Origin of the sequence: Campylobacter lari (assembly GCF_900638335.1) — a bacterium.
GTDB classification, from domain to species: domain Bacteria; phylum Campylobacterota; class Campylobacteria; order Campylobacterales; family Campylobacteraceae; genus Campylobacter_D; species Campylobacter_D lari_E.
In genome coordinates, this window is the sequence record NZ_LR134508.1 from 1,372,777 (window position 1) to 1,391,583 (window position 18,807).

The following is an 18,807-nucleotide window of genomic DNA, read 5'->3' on the forward strand; positions in this document are numbered from 1 at the left end:
TTTACTATATTCTAGCAATTATTAGTATATTTTTGATAAAATTAGTTTTATTTTCAATAAAGGCTTACTCATGATTAGGGCAAAAAAAATTTGGATGGATGGAAAAATCATTGATTTTGATGATGCGAAAATTCATGTTTTAACACATTCATTACATTATGCAAATGCAGTTTTTGAAGGAACAAGAGCTTATAAAACACAAAATGGTTTAGCAATTTTTAGATTAAAAGAACACACTAAAAGACTTTTAGAGTCTGCAAAAATCACTTTAATCAACTCACCTTTTTCTCAAGAAGAACTTGAAAATGCACAAGTTGAACTTTTAAGAGCAAATGATTTTCAAAATAACACTTATTTGCGTCCATTGATCTTTTTGGGTGATGGAACTATGGGAGTTTATCATGCTAAAGCTCCTGTTAGGGTAGCTATTGCTGCTTGGGAATGGGGTGCTTATTTGGGCGAAGAAGGCTTGGAAAAAGGTATTAAGGTTAAAATTTCTTCTTTTGCTAGAAATAGCGTAAAATCTAGCCTAGGTAAAGCCAAAGCAAGTGCAAATTACTTGAATTCTCAAATGGCTAAATATGAAGCTATAGAAGCAGGATATGAAGAAGCTTTAATGCTTGATGAAGAGGGTTTTGTAGCAGAAGGAACAGGAGAGTGTTTTTTTATGGTTAAAGATGGAAAATTAATCACACCACCAAATGATTTTTCATTAAAAAGTATCACTCAAGATACTGTTTTAAAAATTGCACATGATTTGGGCATAAGCGTAGTGCGCCAAAGGATTTCAAGAGATGAAGTTTATGTGGCTGATGAGGCATTTTTCACAGGAACTGCAGCAGAAATAACTCCGATAAATAATATTGATGCAAGAATTATAGGAAATGGAAAAAGAGGTGAGCTAACAACAAAGCTTCAAAATGCGTATTTTGATATAGTTTATGGACGCAATGAAAAATACGCTTCTATGTTAACTTATATTTAATAAAGGAACTAAATGCCAGCTGATTTGAATGATTATTTTAATAAAAAAAACAATCAAAACAACAATAAGCAAAATTTAAATTTCAAAGCCCCAGAATTTAATTTCAAAGGTTTTGGAAAATTTTCTCCATTAATTTATAGTGCGATTGCGATTATTTTAGTTTTTGCGCTTTTCAAACCTTTTGCAATAGTTAATTCAGGAGAAATGGGGATCAAATCTACCACGGGTAAATACAGCCCTACTCCACTTGAACCAGGACTTCATTTTTTTATGCCAGTATTACAAAAAATTACTATAGTGGACACTAGAGTAAGACAAATTAATTACGCTTCCATTGAAGGCGTAAATGAAAATTTACAAATAGGTTCAGGTGTTGTAAATAAAAATAGTATCTCTGTACTTGATTCAAGAGGTTTGCCTGTATCTATTGATGTAACCGTTCAATATAGATTAAATCCTTTGCAGGTTCCTCAAACCATAGCTACTTGGGGGCTTAATTGGGAAAATAAAATCATTGATCCAGTGGTAAGAGATGTGGTAAGAAATGTTGTAGGTCAATATACCGCAGAAGAGCTTCCAACAAATCGTAATACTATAGCAGTACAAATTGATCAAGGCATTAGAAAAACTATAGAAAGCCAACCAAACGAACCTGCTGAGCTTCAAGCAGTTCAACTTAGAGAGATTATCTTGCCTATAAAAGTAAAAGAACAAATTGAAAGGGTGCAAATTGCTAAACAAGAAGCTGAAAGAACCAAATACGAAGTAGAAAGAGCCAATCAAGAAGCACTTAAAAAAGCAGCTTTAGCTGAAGGGGAGGCAAACGCAACCATCATTAGTGCTAAAGGTAGAGCAAGTGCAGTTAAAATAGAAGCTGATGCGCAAGCATACTCAAATAGAGAAATAGCAAAGAGTTTAAACAATCCTTTGCTTGATTTAAAACAAATCGAAACTCAAAAGCAGTTTAATGAAGCACTTAAGGTTAATAAAGACGCTAAAATTTTCTTAACACCTGGTGGAGCTGTACCAAATATTTGGGTTGATAGCAAAGATAGTAAAAGAACAAGCTCAGTAGCAAATTAAAAACTAAAGAAGTGATAATGAATGCCCAGCATATCAGAGAACAAATGATTTTTTATACCACTCATTTGCACTTGATTGATTTTTTACTAATGGCCTTGGTTATATTTTTTTTCATTATCACTTTATTTGTTGCTTTAATTATTAGAAATAAACCTACTTTTGCTTTTACGGTTATTTTTTTAGGAATTTTATGCTCAGCTAGCATAGCATATTTAGGATATTTTTTAATTGATACCAAAGTCAGATCAAGAATAGCCAGTTTAGATAATGCTCAATTTTTTGTATACGATAACTCGCTCAGCGTTGATTATAGCTTAACAAATACTTCCAAAAAAAGTTTTAAGTATTGTAAATTAAAAGTAGAAGTCTTTAAAAAAAGTGATGACAATAGCACTTTTAAAAATTTAATACACACTATAAAACCTCTAAGAAGCAAATCTACCATTATAGAAAAAACAATAAATCCTAACCAAACCATTAATTTTAAAACCAAATTTTCCGATTTTAAAGAAGGTCAAAATTTTGACATTAAAATTTATTCAAAGTGTTTTTAATGGGATATTTTACTTTTTTTCATATTCTAATCATTTTCATTATGCTAGTTTCTACAGGTTTAACTTGGGTTTTACTTTACTTAAAAATCCAAAATAAAAAATATATGATTATTTTTTGCATAGTAAGTTTCATACTTGCTTTAATTTTAACTATTTCATTACTGCTGACCATAGATCAATATACCAAAAAAGCAAGTTTAAGTAATTTTTCAACCTATAGACGCTTAGCAACAGAGAGTATTATTGTAAAAGGTAGAGTAACCAATGATACTAATTTCAAGCTTTCAGAGTGCTTTTTAGAACTTAGAATAATCGATGATAACAAAAAACATGAAGTAAGTGGTGAAATATTTAACCAACAAAATTTTGATAGCATCAAAAGAGCAAGCCAACAACAAAGAGATGCCTCATATAATATAAGTATTGCAAAAAATCTGCCAGGACATACTTATAAAGACTTTTCATTTGAGGTAGCGTTGCCACCCCATTTTCAAAGCTATAAAATATTTAAACAGTTAAAATGCAAATAAGGGTTATTTAATAAAATAATCCCCATCAAAACTAATCAAAGAATATTTTCTTTCATCGCCTATACTTGAAACTAGCTCATTAATATCCAAAAAAGTCAAACTATCTGCACCTGTGTATTCTCTAACATCTTCAACGCTTTTGTTAGCTGAGATTAGCTCTTCAAAAGTTGGAGTGTCTATACCATAAATATCAGGAAATTTAATTTCTGGGCATGCTATAGCTAAATGGATTTTTCTTGCACCTGCTTGTTTTAAAAGTGCGATAATTTTTTTAGAAGTTGTTCCTCTTACCACGCTATCATCAATCACCACTATATCTTTACCCTCTAAAACTTTTTTCATAGGATTGAGTTTTAATTTTACTTTCAAATTTCTCATTTCTTGAGTTGGCTCTATAAAGGTTCTGCCTACATAATGATTTCTCACTATTGCCATTTCAAGTGGGATCTTTAAATATTGCGCAAAACCTATAGCAGCACTCACACCACTATCTGGAACGGGCACTACAAAATCCACTTTTTCTTTAAATTTTTTAGCCAAGGCTTCACCCATTTTTTTACGCACTTCATATACACTTTTACCTTCTATAATACTATCAGGTCTAGCAAAATAAATATATTCAAATGCACAAATTCTTGGATCTGTCTCATCAAAGACTTGAATACTTTCAAACTCATCGCTACCTTGAGTAAAAACTAGCATCTCACCTGGTTTTACATCGCGAATAAATTCAGCCTCTATCAAATCAAAAGCACAAGTTTCACTCGCTACAATATATCCACCATCTTTTAATCTGCCCAAAGACAAAGGTCTAACCCCATAAGGATCTCTTACTACAAAAAGTTGATTTTTACTAGCGAGCATAAAACAATATGCTCCCTTGCTTTGAGTCAAGCTTTCTATAAATCTATCTTTTAAAGTTTCTTTTTTGCTTTTTGCTATCAAATGCACTACATTTTCTGTGTCCATATTTGAGTGAAAAATAGCGCCATTATCAATCAATTCTTTTCTAACTTCTTCTTTATTAATTAAATTTCCATTATGCACTAAAGAAATATCGCCCAAAGAACAAGTAGCCGCAACAGGTTGCGCATCATGCAAAGAAGAATTTCCTGCAGTAGAATAACGATTATGCCCTATAGCTATCTCGCCTTTTAATCCTGCTAAAATTTGAGTATTAAAAATTTGCCCTACTTCACCTTTAGCTTTATGAGTTTTGATATTTAAACCATCGCTTACACTAATCCCACTTGCTTCTTGTCCACGGTGTTGCATAGCAAATAAAGCATAATAAGCTACCGTGCTTGCATTTTTTGAATTAATTACTCCAACTACTGCACACATTTAAATTCCTAAACAATCATCTATATCATATAAGCCATTTTCTTGCGAAACTAGCCATTTTGCGCATTTTATTGCACCTTTTGCAAAAGTAGCTCTTGAAGTGGCTGTATGATTTAACTCTATAAATTCACCTTCATTATAAAAACCAACCCTATGTGAACCCACTATATCACCACCTCTTAAACTCATTACCGCTATCTCATCTTTGCTTCTTTGTCCAATAATCCCATCTCTACCGCTTACCCTAACATTTTCTAAGTCTAAATTTCTAGCCTTAGCAACATTTTGCGCTAAAGTCATTGCGGTACCACTTGGGGCATCTTTTTTCTTATTATGGTGCATTTCAAGTATTTCTATATCAAAATCTCTCAAAACTTCGCTTGCTAAATAAGAAAGTTTTTTTAAAATCGCAACACCTAAAGACATGTTGGTAGCATAAAGAATAGGCATGGTAATGCTCGCACTTTGCATTAACTCATTTTGCTTAGCGTCTAAACCTGTAGTACCTATTACCAAAGGTTTAGGATTACTTCTTGCGTATAAAAGCAAATCCTCACAACCCTTTGGGGTAGAAAAATCAATAATTACATCACATTTATTAAAAAAATCTTCATAATTTGATCCTTGATCAAAAAACGCACTAGCCTTTGCCTGTTCATCATCTTCTAAACAAAGTCTTATTTGAACACCCATACGTCCATTGCTTCCATGAATTCCAACATTAATCATTTTAAAGTCTACCTTTTTAGAATTTGGAAAATTGTAGCGTTTATTTATTTAAAAGCAAATAACGCTTTTAATTAATCATCATATTTTTGACCTTAAAAAATTTCCGTTTCTATTAAAAAACATTTCTATATTATTGTTTAGTTTAATTTCATATCCAAATTCCTCCCAGTACACATCTACAATAAAAGCTTCAAAAAAGAACTTTAAATTTTTCCATAATAGGTTTAGAAAGCCCATAGTAATTTTGGATATAAGGATTATTGTTAGGTATATTTTGTTGTGCAATATTTGCGCTAGCCATTAGCGCTAAAGCTATACTTAGAATTAGTATTTTTTTTCATTTTAGATTCTCCTTGATTTTTATAGGAGAATCTAAATTAATTTTTGTGAAATTTATGTGAAGATTAATGCAAACTTTCAATATAAGCTAAAGCACTAAGCGCCGCAACCGCTCCATCACCTGCTGCACATATTACTTGTTTTGGTGCATCTTTTCTTAAATCACCTGCCGCAAATAATCCTGCTATATTAGTTTGCATTTTAAGATCAACACTCACTTGACCACCTTCTTCCATAGCACATAAAAATTCACCATTATCTTGTTTTAAAATTTCATTTCTTACATTTAGTCCAACAAAGGTAAATATTCCAGGCACATCAAGCTCTCTTTTAGAACCATCATTAAATGCTATTTTTACCTTATTAACACCCATATTATCACCGCAAACCTCATCAACTACCGCATTTGTGATTAATTCTATTTTTTCATTATTTTTTACTTTTTCAACTGTTGAAGGTGCTGCTCTAAACTCATTTCTTCTGTGGACTAAATATACTTTTGAACAAATATTAGCTAGATATAACGCCTCTTCTAAAGCAGTATCTCCCCCACCTAAAACAGCAACTTCTTTATTTTTATAAAAAAAACCATCACAAGTTGCACAAGTACTCACACCTTTTCCAAAAAATTCATCCTCGCCTTTAAAACCCGCACGACGTGGAGTAGAACCCGTACACACAATCACAGCTTTTGCTTGCTCGCTTTTTCCACCTTCTAATTTTATATTAAAACTTCCATCAGTATTTTTGCTAATTTGCTCCACGCCTACCATTTCGTGTTTTAAACCAAAACGCATACATTGCTCATTCCAAGGAGCCATAAAAGAAATTCCATCTAAAACTTGAGCAACTCCAGGATAATTTTCAATTTCTGAGCTTGAAGTAATCTGTCCGCCAGGCATGCCTTTTTCAAACATCACAACATTTTTTAATCCACCTCTAGTAGCATATAAACCTGCACTTAAACCCGCAGGTCCACCACCTATAATAGCTAAATCCAACATAATATTTTCCTTGTAGTTTTATTTATAGGTATTATACAAATTTTTTCTTTAATTATAAATAATAAAAATTATCAAATAGTAAAAAATATGAAGAAAAGCCACAAAAAAGTGGCTTAAAATTATAAAAGCGAGTTTAATTTGTCTGCTAAAGCTTGTTTTGATTGAGCACCAACTAGTTGATCAACCACCTCACCATCTTTAAAGAAAATGATAGTTGGGATAGATCTTACACCAAATTGCGCAGCCAAATCACCTTGCTCATCTGTGTTTACCTTACAAATTTTAGCCTTACCGTCAAAATCATTTGCAAGTTCATCAATTACTGGAGCTAGCATTCTACAAGGTCCACACCATGGAGCCCAAAAATCTACTAAAGCTACACCTTCTTTTGCTTGTGCAAAATTTTCCGTAGTTAAATCTATATATTTTCCCATTTTTTCTCCTTTATTTTTTCACATTTTATTAAATTAGAATAAATATTCTCTTAATAACCAATATTCTCTAAAAGCTTTATATCATCTTTATATACACAAAGTAAATCTATTTGGTAATTCTCATCACTTTTGTGTTTCATAAAGTAATACTCTATAGCTTTGATGATTTTATTGTATTTTTTATTATCTAATCTATATGCTACTTCATAATCTCCTTGCGTACTTTTAACCTCAACAAAATGTAAAATTTTATCTTTTTTAGCAATGATATCGATTTCTCCAAATTTAGAATGAAAATTCCTTTTTAAAACTTCAAAACCTTGAGTTTTTAAATACTCGCACGCTAAATCCTCTCCTTTTTTACCAAAAAGATACTGCAATAAAGCCATTAATCTTCTATTCTCATCATAAAAACATCATCTTTTACAAATTCTTGTTCTTTAAGTTTTTGAATTAAAATTTGTATATTTTTTTCATAAGTTTGATGCGTGATAAAAAATAAAGTGCTACAATCTTGCTTTTCTTTTTTAGGTTTTTGTAAAAAAGTATCGATTGAAATTTGATGTTCGCTCATTAATTGTGTGATTTTTGATAATACCCCTATTTTATCTAATACTTTTAATCTTAAATAATATCTTGTATAAATTTCATCTTTATTTAAAAGTTTATAAGAAGTATCATTTAAATACCCAAAAATAGCACTATTTTTTTCTTTTCTTGCTATATCGATTAAATCAGCTATAACAGCACTTGCAGTTGCCTTGCCACCTGCTCCTGGGCCATAATATAAACTTTCACCCAAAATATCCCCATCTACACTGATGGCATTCATCACCCCATCAACTTTTGCTAGTATTTTATCTTTACTAAGCATAGCAGGATGAACTCTTAGTTCTATTTTTTCATCTTTTATTTTAGCAATACCCAAATGCTTTATGGTATACTCAAATTCCTTTGCGAAGTAAATATCCTCATCACTTACCCTGCTAATACCCTCAATCAAGATATCCTCAGGTTTTACTCTTAATCCATAGGCAATATTTGCTAAAATTAAAAGCTTATGTGCAGCATCAAAACCTTCTATATCAAAGGTTGGATCAGCTTCGGCATATCCTAAATCTTGAGCCTTTTTTAATACTTCTTGAAATTTAGCATTATCTTCGGTCATTTTACTTAAAATATAATTGCTTGTACCATTTAAAATGCCTTTAATAGAAACAATATTATTAGCACTCAGGCCCTCTTTTAAAATTTTAATAATTGGAATTCCACCTGCCACACTTGCTTCATAACCAAAAGCTGTATCTTGTGCTAATTTTTCAAGCTCATAACGATGGTAAGCAAGCAAAGCTTTATTGGCAGTTACTACTGATTTTTTTCTTTTTAAAATCTTTGAAATTAACTCAAAGGGTAAATCAATACCACCCATTAACTCCACAAACACATCAATATCTTCACGCTCTAAAACCTTATCAATATCATTAACCACAGGAATTAATGCATTTGGTTTTAGATTTCTTGCTAAAGCAATCACTGGAATAATTTCTTCATCGCATCTTGCTTTGATTAAATCTTGATTTTTTAATAAAGTTTCTACAACAGCACTTCCCACTGTGCCATAACCTAAAATTGCTATTTTCATTTTATTCTCTTAAATATTTTTTTATATTTCTTGCTGCTTGACGAATGCGATTTTCATTTTCTATTAAAGCTATTCTAACATACTCATTGCCCGCTTCACCAAAGCCAACTCCAGGGCTCACCGCTACATTTGCTTTTTGCAAAAGCTGTTTAGAAAATTCCATACTACCAAGATGAGCCTTACTTTGAGGGAGTTTTGCCCAAACAAACATACTTGCATTAGGTTTTTTTAGTTCCCACCCTGCTTGAAAAAACGAATCAAGTAAAACTTCTAATCTTCTTGCATAAGTTGCTTTAATCTCTTCAACACAAGTTTGATCTCCATCTAAAGCTATGGTGGCAGCAACTTGTATAGGAGTATACATACCATAATCAAACCAAGATTTAATCTTTTTCAAAGCCGCAATTAAACGTTTATTACCCACCACAAAACCTACGCGCCAACCTGCCATGTTGTAAGATTTTGAAAGTGTATAGGTCTCTACTGCCACATCTTTAGCACCTTCAACTTCAAAAATCGAAGGAGTTTTATAAGAACCAAAAGTCAAATCTGCATAAGCAATATCAGAAATAATATAAAATCTTTCTTTTTTTGCCATAGCAACCAATCTCTCATAAAAACTTTTTTCTACTGTAACTGTTGTAGGATTATGCGGAAAATTTACCACTACATATTTTGGACGCGGAATGCTTTCATGTAGTGTTTTTTGTAAATTTTCAAAAAAAATATTTTCATTTAATTCATAATTTTCATTAAAATCAAAATTCATAGTTGCTACATTACCACCTGCTATGATAAAAGCTTGAGTATGTATAGGATAAGCAGGTGTAGGTACAATAGCTACATCTCCTGGGTTAATTATGGCTCTTGCTAAATTTACAAAGCCCTCTTTAGAACCCATCGTTGCAACTACTTCGCTTTCAGGATCTAGATCAACATCATATTTTCTTTTATACCAATTACAAATTGCAAGTCTTAGTTTATAAATTCCACTCGAAGCAGAATAACCTGAAGTTTTATCTTTATTTGCACTTTCACAAAGCTTGTCTATAATATGCTGAGGGGTTTTACCATCAGGATTTCCCATAGAAAAATCTATTATATCTTCCCCTGCTCTTCTTGCTGCCATTTTAATCGCATTAACTTCAGCAAAAACATAATTTGGAAGTCTTTCTATGGTATTAAAATGAATTTCTTCAAACATTGTCCATCCTTTTAGCGTCTTAAGTAAATTTTTAAACCCCTTTTTATATTATCAAGGCTAAACATATCCCCTATAATAGCATATTTTGCACCCAATGGTATATTTACATTTACTTCATTTTGCTTGTGTGTATTTTCTACACCTTGAATAAAATTTAAATTTTTATCTAAAAACTGAATTTTACAAAACCAAGAGTCAAAATTGTGTGCACTAAGCTCCATACTTTTTGCACCTTGCAAATCAATAATATATTCTCTTAAAGGTTTATTTAATTGAGTAATAGTATTTAGTGGAATTTGAGTATTAACTTTAGGTTTTGCTTTTGAAAAATCTAGCTCATATTCATAATTTAACTCTGAAATTTTAGAAATATCTTTAATAAAAACAGAACTTCCCAACAAAGCCTTATAAAAAACTCCTGGATCAAGCATATATTGAGAATCTACGGCCAATTTATAGGTAATATAATTTTCTCTTAAAATTAACTCAATTGGTATAAAATACACATAGCCTAGCTCGTTTAAAGTATCATTAATCGTTTTAAAAAATAAAACAGAATCAGCCTGAGCTTTAAAACTAAAAGTTAAAGTTTTTGGCTCACTTAGTATAAAATTTGCCAAAGAATTGGTTTTTAAAATTTGAGAAATAGTATAAATATCTACATTTCCGCGTTCATCTTTATAATCATTTCTTGCAAATAAAAGCTCCAATTTTGCATCTTTAGAATTATCATTAACAATATGCCTAGCAACTTCCAAGGCACTCAATGCAAAGGCGTTAAGAGTAAAAAGAATAGAAAATAGGAAAATTCTTACCATAATTTTCCTCTATTTTCTTTTATAAACTCAGCTTTTGTAATTTGTTTGATTTTACCATCTTTAATCATTAAAAATTTAGACACACCGTTTTTAAATTCTAAAGTATTATTATTCTCATCATTTAAACTAAAAGCAGCGTGACCTGTTGTAATTAACATATCTTTATCTAAAGATAGAACATAATCATTTTTAATAGTTAAAGAACTTTTCTTGAAAGTTTTTAAATCTACCATACCAAACCAAAGTTCTGCGCTTGGCTTTACGATACTTTCATTAAGTAAAATCATATTTTCCTCAGGCATATTTAAGCTGGTATTATCTTCCAATGTTTCTTCTATGGTATTATTGTTCTCATCTATTGGCTCTAAAATAGTACTTGTATTTGTCTCGTTGCTTTCTATGATTTCATCAGCAAAAAAATTAAGAACCTGGGTTTCGTTTTCATCAACTTTTTCTTCTAAAACAATTTGCTCTTGATTTAGTACATTGGTAGTATTTTCATCCAATGTAGAACTTTGGAAAAATCTTGAAACACCCCAAGCTAGAACCACTATTAAAAGCACTACCACTATAATCACAATATACCATATACTCGAACCTTCTTTAGTGTATGAGTTCATTCTAGGTGAAATATGCACATGATTTTTTTTCTCAATGCCATTTTCTTCCAAGTAAGCATGATATTCTTCTAAAAAATTAGAAAAATCAAACTCATATTCTCTTTGTAAAATTTTAATATAACCATTTACATTAAAGCGAGATAAAGACTTAAAATCTTTTTTAATAATATATTCAAGACAAGCTACTTCTATTTGAGTTCTTTTTTGAACTTCTAACAAATTTAAATCTTCTAATTTTTTCCAACTATCCATTTTTCATCCTATCGCAAAGTATTGCAAATGCTGCACTAACATTTAAGCTATCAAAATTATTGTGCATTTTTATACCTACGCATTCATCGCATTTTTTAAGCACCTTTGGTGCTATGCCAAAACCTTCACTTCCCATAATCAAAACTTTTTTATCTTTGGTTTTAATAGTATGTATATCACTACCTCCACTTGCGCTAGCATAGATATAAAAACCTTTTTGTTTTAACTCATTTATCATGCTTAAAATATCATCATTTAAGACTATTTTCATATCTAAAGCTGCGCCGCTACTTGCACGAATAACTCCATCCATAGCCACGCTTTTAGCTACCAAAATAATCCCATCAACACCCAAAGCATAAGCACTACGCACGATAGCACCTATATTTCCAACATCACTAATATTATATAAAATAACTATAAAGTCTTTTTCTTTTAAACTCTCAAAAGAGCTAAATTCAAACTCATCAATTTCCATTAAAAAACCTTGATGGTTTCCACCTCTTGCCAAGCTTTGAGCGGCTTTAAAATCAAGTTTCTTAATTTTTTTTGAAGCCTTTGCTATTTTTGAAAAATCAGACTTTTCACATTCTTTTGCTAAATAAATTTCTTTAATTTTTTCTTTGTGTCTTTCTAAGATATAAAAAAACACTTGCTTACCATAAACTATCATTTTTAAATAATAACCAAATTCAACTTAAAAGCAGTTTTTGATAATTTTCTTTTGGAGATTTTGCGTTGATTTTCGAAAGAAGCTTTGCTTTTACTTTTAAAGGTAAATCAAGATCATAAATATCTTGTTCACACAAGGTATTTTGATGAAATTGCTTTGCTTTAGCACTTACCACCACGCACCATTCGCCACGCAAGTCCATTGTTTTTAATTTCTTTAAAGCTTCCAAAGCACTTGCTCTAAATTTAGCTTCAAATTTCTTTGTTGCTTCTTTTATGATAAAAATTTCTCTTAAAGGATCTATTTTACTAATTTCTTCTACTAAATTAAGTATTCTAGTAGGCGCTTCATAAACTATACTAGGATAAGGATTAAGTAGCAAGCTTTCAATATCTTTTTGTCTTTGAGGATTTTTATTAGCCAGAAAACCCATAAAAATAAATTCTTTTTTACAAAACGCACTTGAAACTAATGCAAGTAAAGCAGCATTTGATCCTGTTAAGACTTCATAGTCAATATTGTTTTTAATGACATATTCGATTAAAAATTGCCCCGGATCGCTAATACCTGGCATACCTGCATCACTCAAATATGCAATATCTTGTTCAAAAAAATCACCATCTATTTTTGCTAAAAAATCTTTTTCATTATGAGTATGCAAAGATAAATATTTATCAGGTTTTATTTCTAAATTAAATTTTTCATTAAGGAGATGAACTAAGGATTTGCAAACTCTCGTATCTTCGCATAAAAAGAGTTTGCATTTTTGTAAAATTTCTAAAGAATGAAAAGAAATATCGTTTAAATTTCCTATAGGCGTAGGAATAAAATATAACATTATTGCATTGCGTATTTTTTCTTAAATTTCTCTACACGACCTGCTGCATCTACGATTTTTTCACTACCTGTAAAAAATGGATGGCAACTTGAGCAAATATCAACTTTAATTTCTGGTTTATTTGACTTAGTAGTAAAAGAATTTCCACAAGCGCAGCTAACTTTGCATTCTACATATTCTGGGTGAATTTCTTTTTTCATTGTTTATCCTTTTTCAAAACATTAAGGCGTAATTATATAGATTTTTATATAAAAAATAGCTAAATTTAAGCATGTTTTTAAATTATAAATTTTGAAGCAACCCCCACCAAAGCTGTTTGCGCTTTGAGTATGAAATCAACTTGTAATTTTGCTTTTTTTATATTCTCCTCTCTTTCTTTTTGAGAAAATCCACCTTCAGCACCTACTAAAAACACATACTTACTAGGTTCAAAGCTCAATAAATCTTCACCTTCAAAATCTATCAAAACAATGTTCTCATAAGTTTGCTGAAATTTTTTAAAATTATCAAAGCTTTCAAGCTCCATTAAAGAAGCACGACCACATTGCTGGGATGATTCTATAAGAATCTTTTCCATTCTTTTGAAATCTAATTTAAAATTTTTTTGTGAATATTCCATATACACAAAAGAAAGCTTTGCTACTCCAAGTTCATTTAAAAAAGGCAAGGTTTTTTCTATAGTTTTTGGATCAATCACTGCCAAAGCTAAATGTAAATACTTTTTTAATTCTTGTTGTTCTTCTTTTTTATCAAGTAAATTTAATACGCAAGAGCGTCTAGAAAACTCTATGCATTCATAAGTATAAGCAAAAAAATCTTTTAGATTTTTTAATATGATTTTATCACCTACTTTAATTCTTCGAGCCTTTAAGTGTAAAAAAGCTTCATTTTCCAACTCTAAATTTAAAATACCGCTTTGTGGATGATACAAAAATTGCATTAAAAATAAAACCTTTGAAGTAAATAAGGCACAAAAAGCAAAAATATCCCAAAACATAAAATAAAAAAGCTTAAAAATCTAAATTTAGCATAACGCTTAAACAATCTTGCTTTTTTAAATAAAACAAATTGATAAATAGCCAAAGCAAAAATCAAAATCCAACAAAACCACATAGAAAATATATAGAAATTTAGTTCAAAATGCTTTAAGGCCCAAAGCAAACTTCCAGTAAAAAGTGTTATCGCTAAAAACAAGTAATAAATTGGTAAAAATAAGCGAATTCTTTTTATAAAAATAAACTCTTGTGAAAAACTACTTTGTGTTAGATACAAATAAAACAACATTAAAAAGCCATTTGTATATAGACTATATACATGTAATGCTAAAAAAAACTCATAACTTTGGTCCATCACTATCCTTGTGTGCTATTTTCATCTTTGATATCATCATCTACAGGTATAGGAAGCGTTTCATCGTCTATAATAACATTAGAGTCACTTTGCTCAATTTGAACTTGTTCGGTTTGCACTTCTTTTTTTGTATTATTATTTTCTTGATTTGAGCAAGCCATAAAAAGCAATAATGACACAACCAGCAAAATCTTTTTCATCATACCTCCTTTTGATTGACAAAAACAAAATTTGCATCTTGAAGTTTTTTAAAAAAATCTTTATCTTTCCATTCATTGCTTATAGCTTGTGAAAATTCAATATCTGTCAAATTTATTTTTGGCAAAAACTCACTATAGGCATCTTCTCTAAAACCTTGCGCATAACCTGTTCTTGTTTCATGCACAATGATACTTTTTAAACTTACACCTTGCTCGCCATTAATCATCTTAGTCTTTAAAAGCAAGGTATCTATCAAAATAAAAAATATGCGTACAAAATTTTCCGCACTTACATTCACAGGCAAACTCACCCATCTTTGCGAGTGTTTTTTCATATCTTCTAAATAAACTTTATCATCATCTTTAAAAAGCGTAATAGCATGATCAAAACTATCAATAATTTGCTTTATCTCATCTTTTAACAAACCAAAATCATACACCATTCCAGCATTATCAAGGTATTTGCTCTCAAGTAAAATTTCTACCTTATAAGAGTGGCCATGTATGCTTGTTTTGCATCGTTTGGAGCTACAAAATCTAACAATATGAGCATTTTCAAATTCAAACATTTTTCTAATAATCATACGCCTTCTTTATCTCCCCAAATTCTAATATGCAATCTATCAGAGTAATTATATCCATTTTTTATACAAAATTCAGCAACACTTAAGGCATTTTTAGAAATTTCTTCTTCACTTGATCCCATAGGCATGCAAAAAACCTCATTTTCACAAATTTGTAAAATTTCATTGATTTCACCTAAAGCTTTACTTTCTTGTAAAAAATCCTTATCTAAAACAAATTTATAAAAACTATCTTTAGCATAGCGTTTAAAAGCTTTCAAAGCTTTTTCATTAATCCTTTTTTCTTTTTTTACACCACTATTGCTAAGCTTTACACCCAAAGCAAAATAACATTTTTTATACAAAGGATATTTTTTAAAGTCAATTTCAATACTTGCATTTGTTTCAAAATGCACCTTAAAATCATTTTCCAAAAGCAAATTAACAAAATACAAAAAATCTTTATTTTGATAATTTAACAAAGGCTCTCCACCCGTAATAACAACTATAACTTTGCGTGAATTGGCTAGTTTTAAAACCTCATCAAAAAGCTTTGCTGAAGTATATGTTTTATAACAAGTTTTAAATTCTTTTGTAAAAACAGCTCTTATGGTGTCGCAGCCCAAAAGCATTTTAGAATCTTTTTCTTTTTTTACTCCAAAGCCTATGCAGTTAAAATTACACCCAGCAAACCTTACAAATATAGCTAAATTTCCACTATATTTTCCCTCACCTTGCAAGCTTAAAAAAGTCTCAACAACTTCCATTATCCACCTGTTTGATAAAAGGCTCTTGTAGAACTTTGATTAGCTTCATTTTCTGCCCATCTGTTTTTTTCTGATTTATTTTTTATCACGGTTTTTAAAACTTCGCAAGCACCCGCTATATCTTTATTGCGTATAGCTTTTTTAATGCTTAAAGCTTCATCATAATACAAACAAGGTATCAAAAGTCCTTCAGCTGAAAGTCTTATACGGTTACAACTATCACAAAAATCATGGCTATGTGGATCAATAATACCAAACTCATATCCATCTTCAAGTTTATAAATAGTCGCAGGTGCATTTGGGCTTTTTTGTCCTTGTTTAAAAGAATATTTTTGAGCAATGATATTTAAAATTTCTGCTGATTTTAAACCTTTTAAATCCCCATAAGCATGGTAATTTTCCATAAATTCTATAAAGCGAATTTGGCTTTTGCGTACTTTAGCAAATTCTAAAAGATCGATAAATTCACTATCATTAATCCCTTTAAGAGCTACGGTGTTAAATTTAATATTAAAACCTAATTCTAAAGCCTCATTGATACCACTTAACACATCTTTAAGTATGTTTTTTTGGGCTAATTTAAAAGCTATTTCTTCTTTTAAGGTATCAAGCGAGATATTAATTCTTTTTAAACCTGCTTGCTTTAAATCTTTTGCTTGTTGTTTTAATAAAGAAGCATTAGTAGTAAGTGCTAAGTCTATATCTTGCTTATACTCACTAATCATAGCAATAAATTTATGCAAATCTTTCCTTACTAAAGGCTCACCACCTGTAATGCGAATTTTTTTAACTCCTTCATCAATACAAACTTTAACAAACATAAAAAGTTCTTCAAATGATAAAAGATTTTCCTTAGCGCTCCATTCAAATGGAGTTTTTGGCATACAATAAAGGCAACGAAAATTACATCTTTGTGTTACTGAAATTCTTAAATAATCTATCACTCTTCCATAGCTATCCACTAACATAAAGAGCCTTTATAGTAATTTATTAAATTTCAAGATAAGTTCAACCCTGCCCATACCTATACGCAAATCTTTAGCAATTTGCTCTATGGATTTTTTTTGATTAAAAAGCTCTATCACCTTTTGCTCTTCATTATCATAACTTGGGCTTAATTTTGTAATACTTTGGGTTTTTTGTTCTAAATTTAACAAACGATTTTTTTGCTCACTTTGAAATTCTTCAATAACTTCTTCCACTTCTTTTAAAGCATTTAAAATAGGAATAATGTTTTGATTAATTTTTTGTTCTAATACTTGCAAAAGCTCTTCTTTTAGCTCTTCTTTAATAACTTCGGTGTCTATTTCTTCTTTTTCTTGCTCTTGCTCACCTAAGCTTTCTTTTTTTAAATAATGATATTGCTTATTTAAATCTTCTATCATCTTACCAAGTTCATTAATCTTAGCAATACTTTCTTTTTCTTTTATCATCATATAAGCAAACATAGCAAAAATTAATAAAGCTACCACAAGCCACAATAATAAATCACTACCCATTTTCTTGCTCCTTTAAAATCTTAATCATCGCTCTTTGCATATTTGCCACAAAATTATCATATACAAGCTCATCTTCTGCTTTTATTTGTGTAATTTTTGCCTCATTTTCATTTAAGGCTTTAAAAAAAATACTAATTTTTTGACCATTTAGCTCAAATCTTGCATAATACTCCTCACCTTGAGTTAAACACTTATCTTTAAACTGAATGTGTGCAAAATTTACACCCACCACAAAGGCTTTATGTTTTAAATCTGTAAATAGTTTTGTTTTATTGATATCATTTTTTATCAAATACAATTCTTGTTTTATATCCATAAGTAAATCAAAAATAATTTGTTCACCTTCACTAAATTCCACTCTTGAGGCAAGTTTTTTCCATTTACTTAAATTGACATAATTATTACTTGAAAGATATTCTTGCAAAAACTCTTCATATCTTTCTTTGCTCTCTTCAAACTCAAGTTCTAATGAGCTTTTAAAAAATTTTATCTCCATAAAAGATCAACCCAAATAAATATAAAAAACACTATACTTAAATAACCATTTAAAGTAAAAAATGCTTTATCAATTTTTGCAAAATTCTTTCTAACAATGCGGTGTTCAAAAAATAAAATAATCGCACTAATTATCACGCCTAAAAAAGCAATATTTCCCGTTGGAGCCACCCAAACAAATAAAAGCCAAAAAAGCACTGCTAAAACATGACAAAATGCTGAGATAAACAAGGTCGCTTCAAGTCCAAATTTAGCAGGTATAGAGTGTAAGCCTGTTTTTTTATCATACTCCATATCTTGCAAAGCATAAAGCAAATCGAAACCGGCTGTCCAAAAAGTAACACCCAAACACAAAATAACACTATAAATTTCAATACTTCCCAAAACTACAATGCTACCTGCAATAGGAGCAAGTCCTAAGCAAAATCCTAATACTAAATGCGCTAAGGATGAAAATCTTTTAAAAGCTGAATAAATAGCTAAAATAAACAATACCGGCAAAGAAAGAGCAAAGGCTAATTTATTAATAAAATAACTTGCCAAAACAAAAATAATAGCATTTAAAATAATAAAAAGCAAAATACTAGCTTTACCTATACGTCCATCGATATTAGGTCTATTTGCACATCTTGGGTTGTTTTTGTCAATATCCTCATCCATCAAACGATTAATCGCCATTGCAAAATTTCTTGCACTCACTGCGCAAATAACACCCAAAAACAAAGCCTTAAAGCCAAACCAAGTGCTATCATTTAAAATAACAGAAGCTACAATCATTGAAGTGAATAAAAAGGGTAAAGCAAAAATAGAATGCTTAAAAACAATCAAATCTAAAATATCTTTTAATTTTTCTTTTAATATAGGCATTTTTTCTCTTTATAATA

General features: G+C 30.3%; 25 protein-coding genes and 1 pseudogene. 4 read left to right on the top strand and 22 right to left on the bottom strand.

The features are described 5' to 3' along the window. Nucleotides 1–70: 70 nt before the first annotated feature. Genes ilvE through EL235_RS07020 form a run of 4 tightly spaced genes read left to right on the top strand, consistent with a single transcriptional unit; the run spans nt 71 to nt 3,152 of the window. Nucleotides 71–985 carry a branched-chain-amino-acid transaminase gene (gene ilvE / locus EL235_RS07005; RefSeq protein WP_012662102.1) on the top strand — a complete coding sequence of 305 codons (915 nt, stop codon included), beginning with the start codon at nt 71–73 and terminating at the stop codon, nt 983–985. 12 nt (nt 986–997) lie between these two features. Then, nucleotides 998–2,068, top strand: coding sequence for a prohibitin family protein (locus tag EL235_RS07010; RefSeq protein ID WP_039619283.1), 1,071 nt, complete (start codon nt 998–1,000; stop codon nt 2,066–2,068). A 17-nt stretch (nt 2,069–2,085) separates the two neighbouring features. Further along, nucleotides 2,086–2,622: a DUF2393 family protein gene (locus EL235_RS07015; RefSeq protein WP_114640668.1), complete on the top strand. Its 537-nt coding sequence runs from the start codon at nt 2,086–2,088 to the stop codon at nt 2,620–2,622. Beyond that, a complete protein-coding gene (locus tag EL235_RS07020; RefSeq protein ID WP_114640669.1) occupies nt 2,622–3,152 on the top strand; it encodes a DUF2393 family protein in 531 nt (176 codons plus the stop codon). The genes EL235_RS07015 and EL235_RS07020 overlap by 1 nt, the downstream gene beginning before the upstream one ends. A gap of 3 nt (nt 3,153–3,155) precedes the next feature. On the opposite strand, the gene purF is transcribed toward EL235_RS07020, so the two are convergent. The 22 genes and pseudogenes from purF to mqnP form a co-directional block, all read right to left on the bottom strand. After that, on the bottom strand, nt 3,156–4,496 hold the full coding sequence (purF, locus tag EL235_RS07025; RefSeq protein ID WP_114640670.1) for an amidophosphoribosyltransferase: 1,341 nt from the start codon (nt 4,494–4,496) through the stop codon (nt 3,156–3,158). Beyond that, nucleotides 4,497–5,225, bottom strand: coding sequence for a 4-hydroxy-tetrahydrodipicolinate reductase (gene dapB / locus EL235_RS07030; protein ID WP_114640671.1), 729 nt, complete (start codon nt 5,223–5,225; stop codon nt 4,497–4,499). A 71-nt stretch (nt 5,226–5,296) separates the two neighbouring features. Further along, nucleotides 5,297–5,414 (bottom strand): annotated as a pseudogene (locus tag EL235_RS08170) (PepSY-like domain-containing protein); the annotation flags it as partial. Nucleotides 5,415–5,629: 215 nt separating this feature from the next. After that, complete coding sequence (gene trxB, locus EL235_RS07035) at nt 5,630–6,568, bottom strand: thioredoxin-disulfide reductase (protein ID WP_126341125.1); 939 nt, start codon at nt 6,566–6,568, stop codon at nt 5,630–5,632. 119 nt (nt 6,569–6,687) lie between these two features. Then, nucleotides 6,688–7,002: a thioredoxin gene (trxA, locus tag EL235_RS07040; protein ID WP_039619298.1), complete on the bottom strand. Its 315-nt coding sequence runs from the start codon at nt 7,000–7,002 to the stop codon at nt 6,688–6,690. 50 nt (nt 7,003–7,052) lie between these two features. After that, nucleotides 7,053–7,391, bottom strand: coding sequence for a YraN family protein (locus tag EL235_RS07045; protein ID WP_039627115.1), 339 nt, complete (start codon nt 7,389–7,391; stop codon nt 7,053–7,055). After that, the gene (locus tag EL235_RS07050) at nt 7,391–8,644 is read right to left on the bottom strand and encodes a homoserine dehydrogenase (RefSeq protein WP_126341126.1); all 1,254 of its coding nucleotides are present in this window, start codon (nt 8,642–8,644) and stop codon (nt 7,391–7,393) included. Before EL235_RS07050 ends, EL235_RS07045 begins: the two co-directional genes overlap by 1 nt. 1 nt (nt 8,645) lies before the next feature. Further along, the gene (locus EL235_RS07055; RefSeq protein ID WP_114640673.1) at nt 8,646–9,848 is read right to left on the bottom strand and encodes an LL-diaminopimelate aminotransferase; all 1,203 of its coding nucleotides are present in this window, start codon (nt 9,846–9,848) and stop codon (nt 8,646–8,648) included. 11 nt (nt 9,849–9,859) lie between these two features. Then, entirely contained in the window at nt 9,860–10,666 is an 807-nt protein-coding gene (locus tag EL235_RS07060) for a hypothetical protein (protein ID WP_114640674.1), read from the bottom strand. Next, nucleotides 10,660–11,538, bottom strand: coding sequence for a hypothetical protein (locus tag EL235_RS07065; protein WP_126341127.1), 879 nt, complete (start codon nt 11,536–11,538; stop codon nt 10,660–10,662). The genes EL235_RS07060 and EL235_RS07065 overlap by 7 nt, the downstream gene beginning before the upstream one ends. Next, complete coding sequence (gene rlmB, locus EL235_RS07070; protein WP_039627121.1) at nt 11,531–12,211, bottom strand: 23S rRNA (guanosine(2251)-2'-O)-methyltransferase RlmB; 681 nt, start codon at nt 12,209–12,211, stop codon at nt 11,531–11,533. The genes EL235_RS07065 and rlmB overlap by 8 nt, the downstream gene beginning before the upstream one ends. Before the next feature lie 19 nt (nt 12,212–12,230). Further along, nucleotides 12,231–13,049 (bottom strand): 16S rRNA (cytidine(1402)-2'-O)-methyltransferase, encoded by an 819-nt coding sequence (gene rsmI, locus EL235_RS07075; RefSeq protein ID WP_039627123.1) that lies wholly within the window; start codon nt 13,047–13,049, stop codon nt 12,231–12,233. After that, entirely contained in the window at nt 13,049–13,249 is a 201-nt protein-coding gene (gene rpmE / locus EL235_RS07080) for a 50S ribosomal protein L31 (RefSeq protein WP_012662118.1), read from the bottom strand. Before rpmE ends, rsmI begins: the two co-directional genes overlap by 1 nt. A 77-nt stretch (nt 13,250–13,326) precedes the next feature. Then, nucleotides 13,327–13,989, bottom strand: coding sequence for a 16S rRNA (uracil(1498)-N(3))-methyltransferase (locus EL235_RS07085; RefSeq protein ID WP_114640678.1), 663 nt, complete (start codon nt 13,987–13,989; stop codon nt 13,327–13,329). Further along, nucleotides 13,989–14,399 (bottom strand): hypothetical protein, encoded by a 411-nt coding sequence (locus tag EL235_RS07090; protein WP_039627125.1) that lies wholly within the window; start codon nt 14,397–14,399, stop codon nt 13,989–13,991. The genes EL235_RS07085 and EL235_RS07090 overlap by 1 nt, the downstream gene beginning before the upstream one ends. A gap of 2 nt (nt 14,400–14,401) precedes the next feature. After that, nucleotides 14,402–14,599: a hypothetical protein gene (locus EL235_RS07095; protein ID WP_039627127.1), complete on the bottom strand. Its 198-nt coding sequence runs from the start codon at nt 14,597–14,599 to the stop codon at nt 14,402–14,404. Continuing rightward, entirely contained in the window at nt 14,599–15,183 is a 585-nt protein-coding gene (locus tag EL235_RS07100; RefSeq protein WP_114640679.1) for a 6-pyruvoyl trahydropterin synthase family protein, read from the bottom strand. Before EL235_RS07100 ends, EL235_RS07095 begins: the two co-directional genes overlap by 1 nt. After that, complete coding sequence (locus EL235_RS07105) at nt 15,180–15,929, bottom strand: 7-carboxy-7-deazaguanine synthase QueE (protein WP_126341128.1); 750 nt, start codon at nt 15,927–15,929, stop codon at nt 15,180–15,182. Before EL235_RS07105 ends, EL235_RS07100 begins: the two co-directional genes overlap by 4 nt. Then, a complete protein-coding gene (gene moaA, locus EL235_RS07110) occupies nt 15,929–16,897 on the bottom strand; it encodes a GTP 3',8-cyclase MoaA (RefSeq protein WP_039627132.1) in 969 nt (322 codons plus the stop codon). The genes EL235_RS07105 and moaA overlap by 1 nt, the downstream gene beginning before the upstream one ends. A gap of 9 nt (nt 16,898–16,906) precedes the next feature. Beyond that, nucleotides 16,907–17,428: a DUF6115 domain-containing protein gene (locus EL235_RS07115; protein ID WP_114640681.1), complete on the bottom strand. Its 522-nt coding sequence runs from the start codon at nt 17,426–17,428 to the stop codon at nt 16,907–16,909. Beyond that, nucleotides 17,421–17,924, bottom strand: coding sequence for a hypothetical protein (locus EL235_RS07120; protein WP_039627136.1), 504 nt, complete (start codon nt 17,922–17,924; stop codon nt 17,421–17,423). Before EL235_RS07120 ends, EL235_RS07115 begins: the two co-directional genes overlap by 8 nt. Beyond that, on the bottom strand, nt 17,915–18,790 hold the full coding sequence (mqnP, locus tag EL235_RS07125; protein WP_039627137.1) for a menaquinone biosynthesis prenyltransferase MqnP: 876 nt from the start codon (nt 18,788–18,790) through the stop codon (nt 17,915–17,917). Before mqnP ends, EL235_RS07120 begins: the two co-directional genes overlap by 10 nt. Nucleotides 18,791–18,807 lie beyond the last annotated feature (17 nt).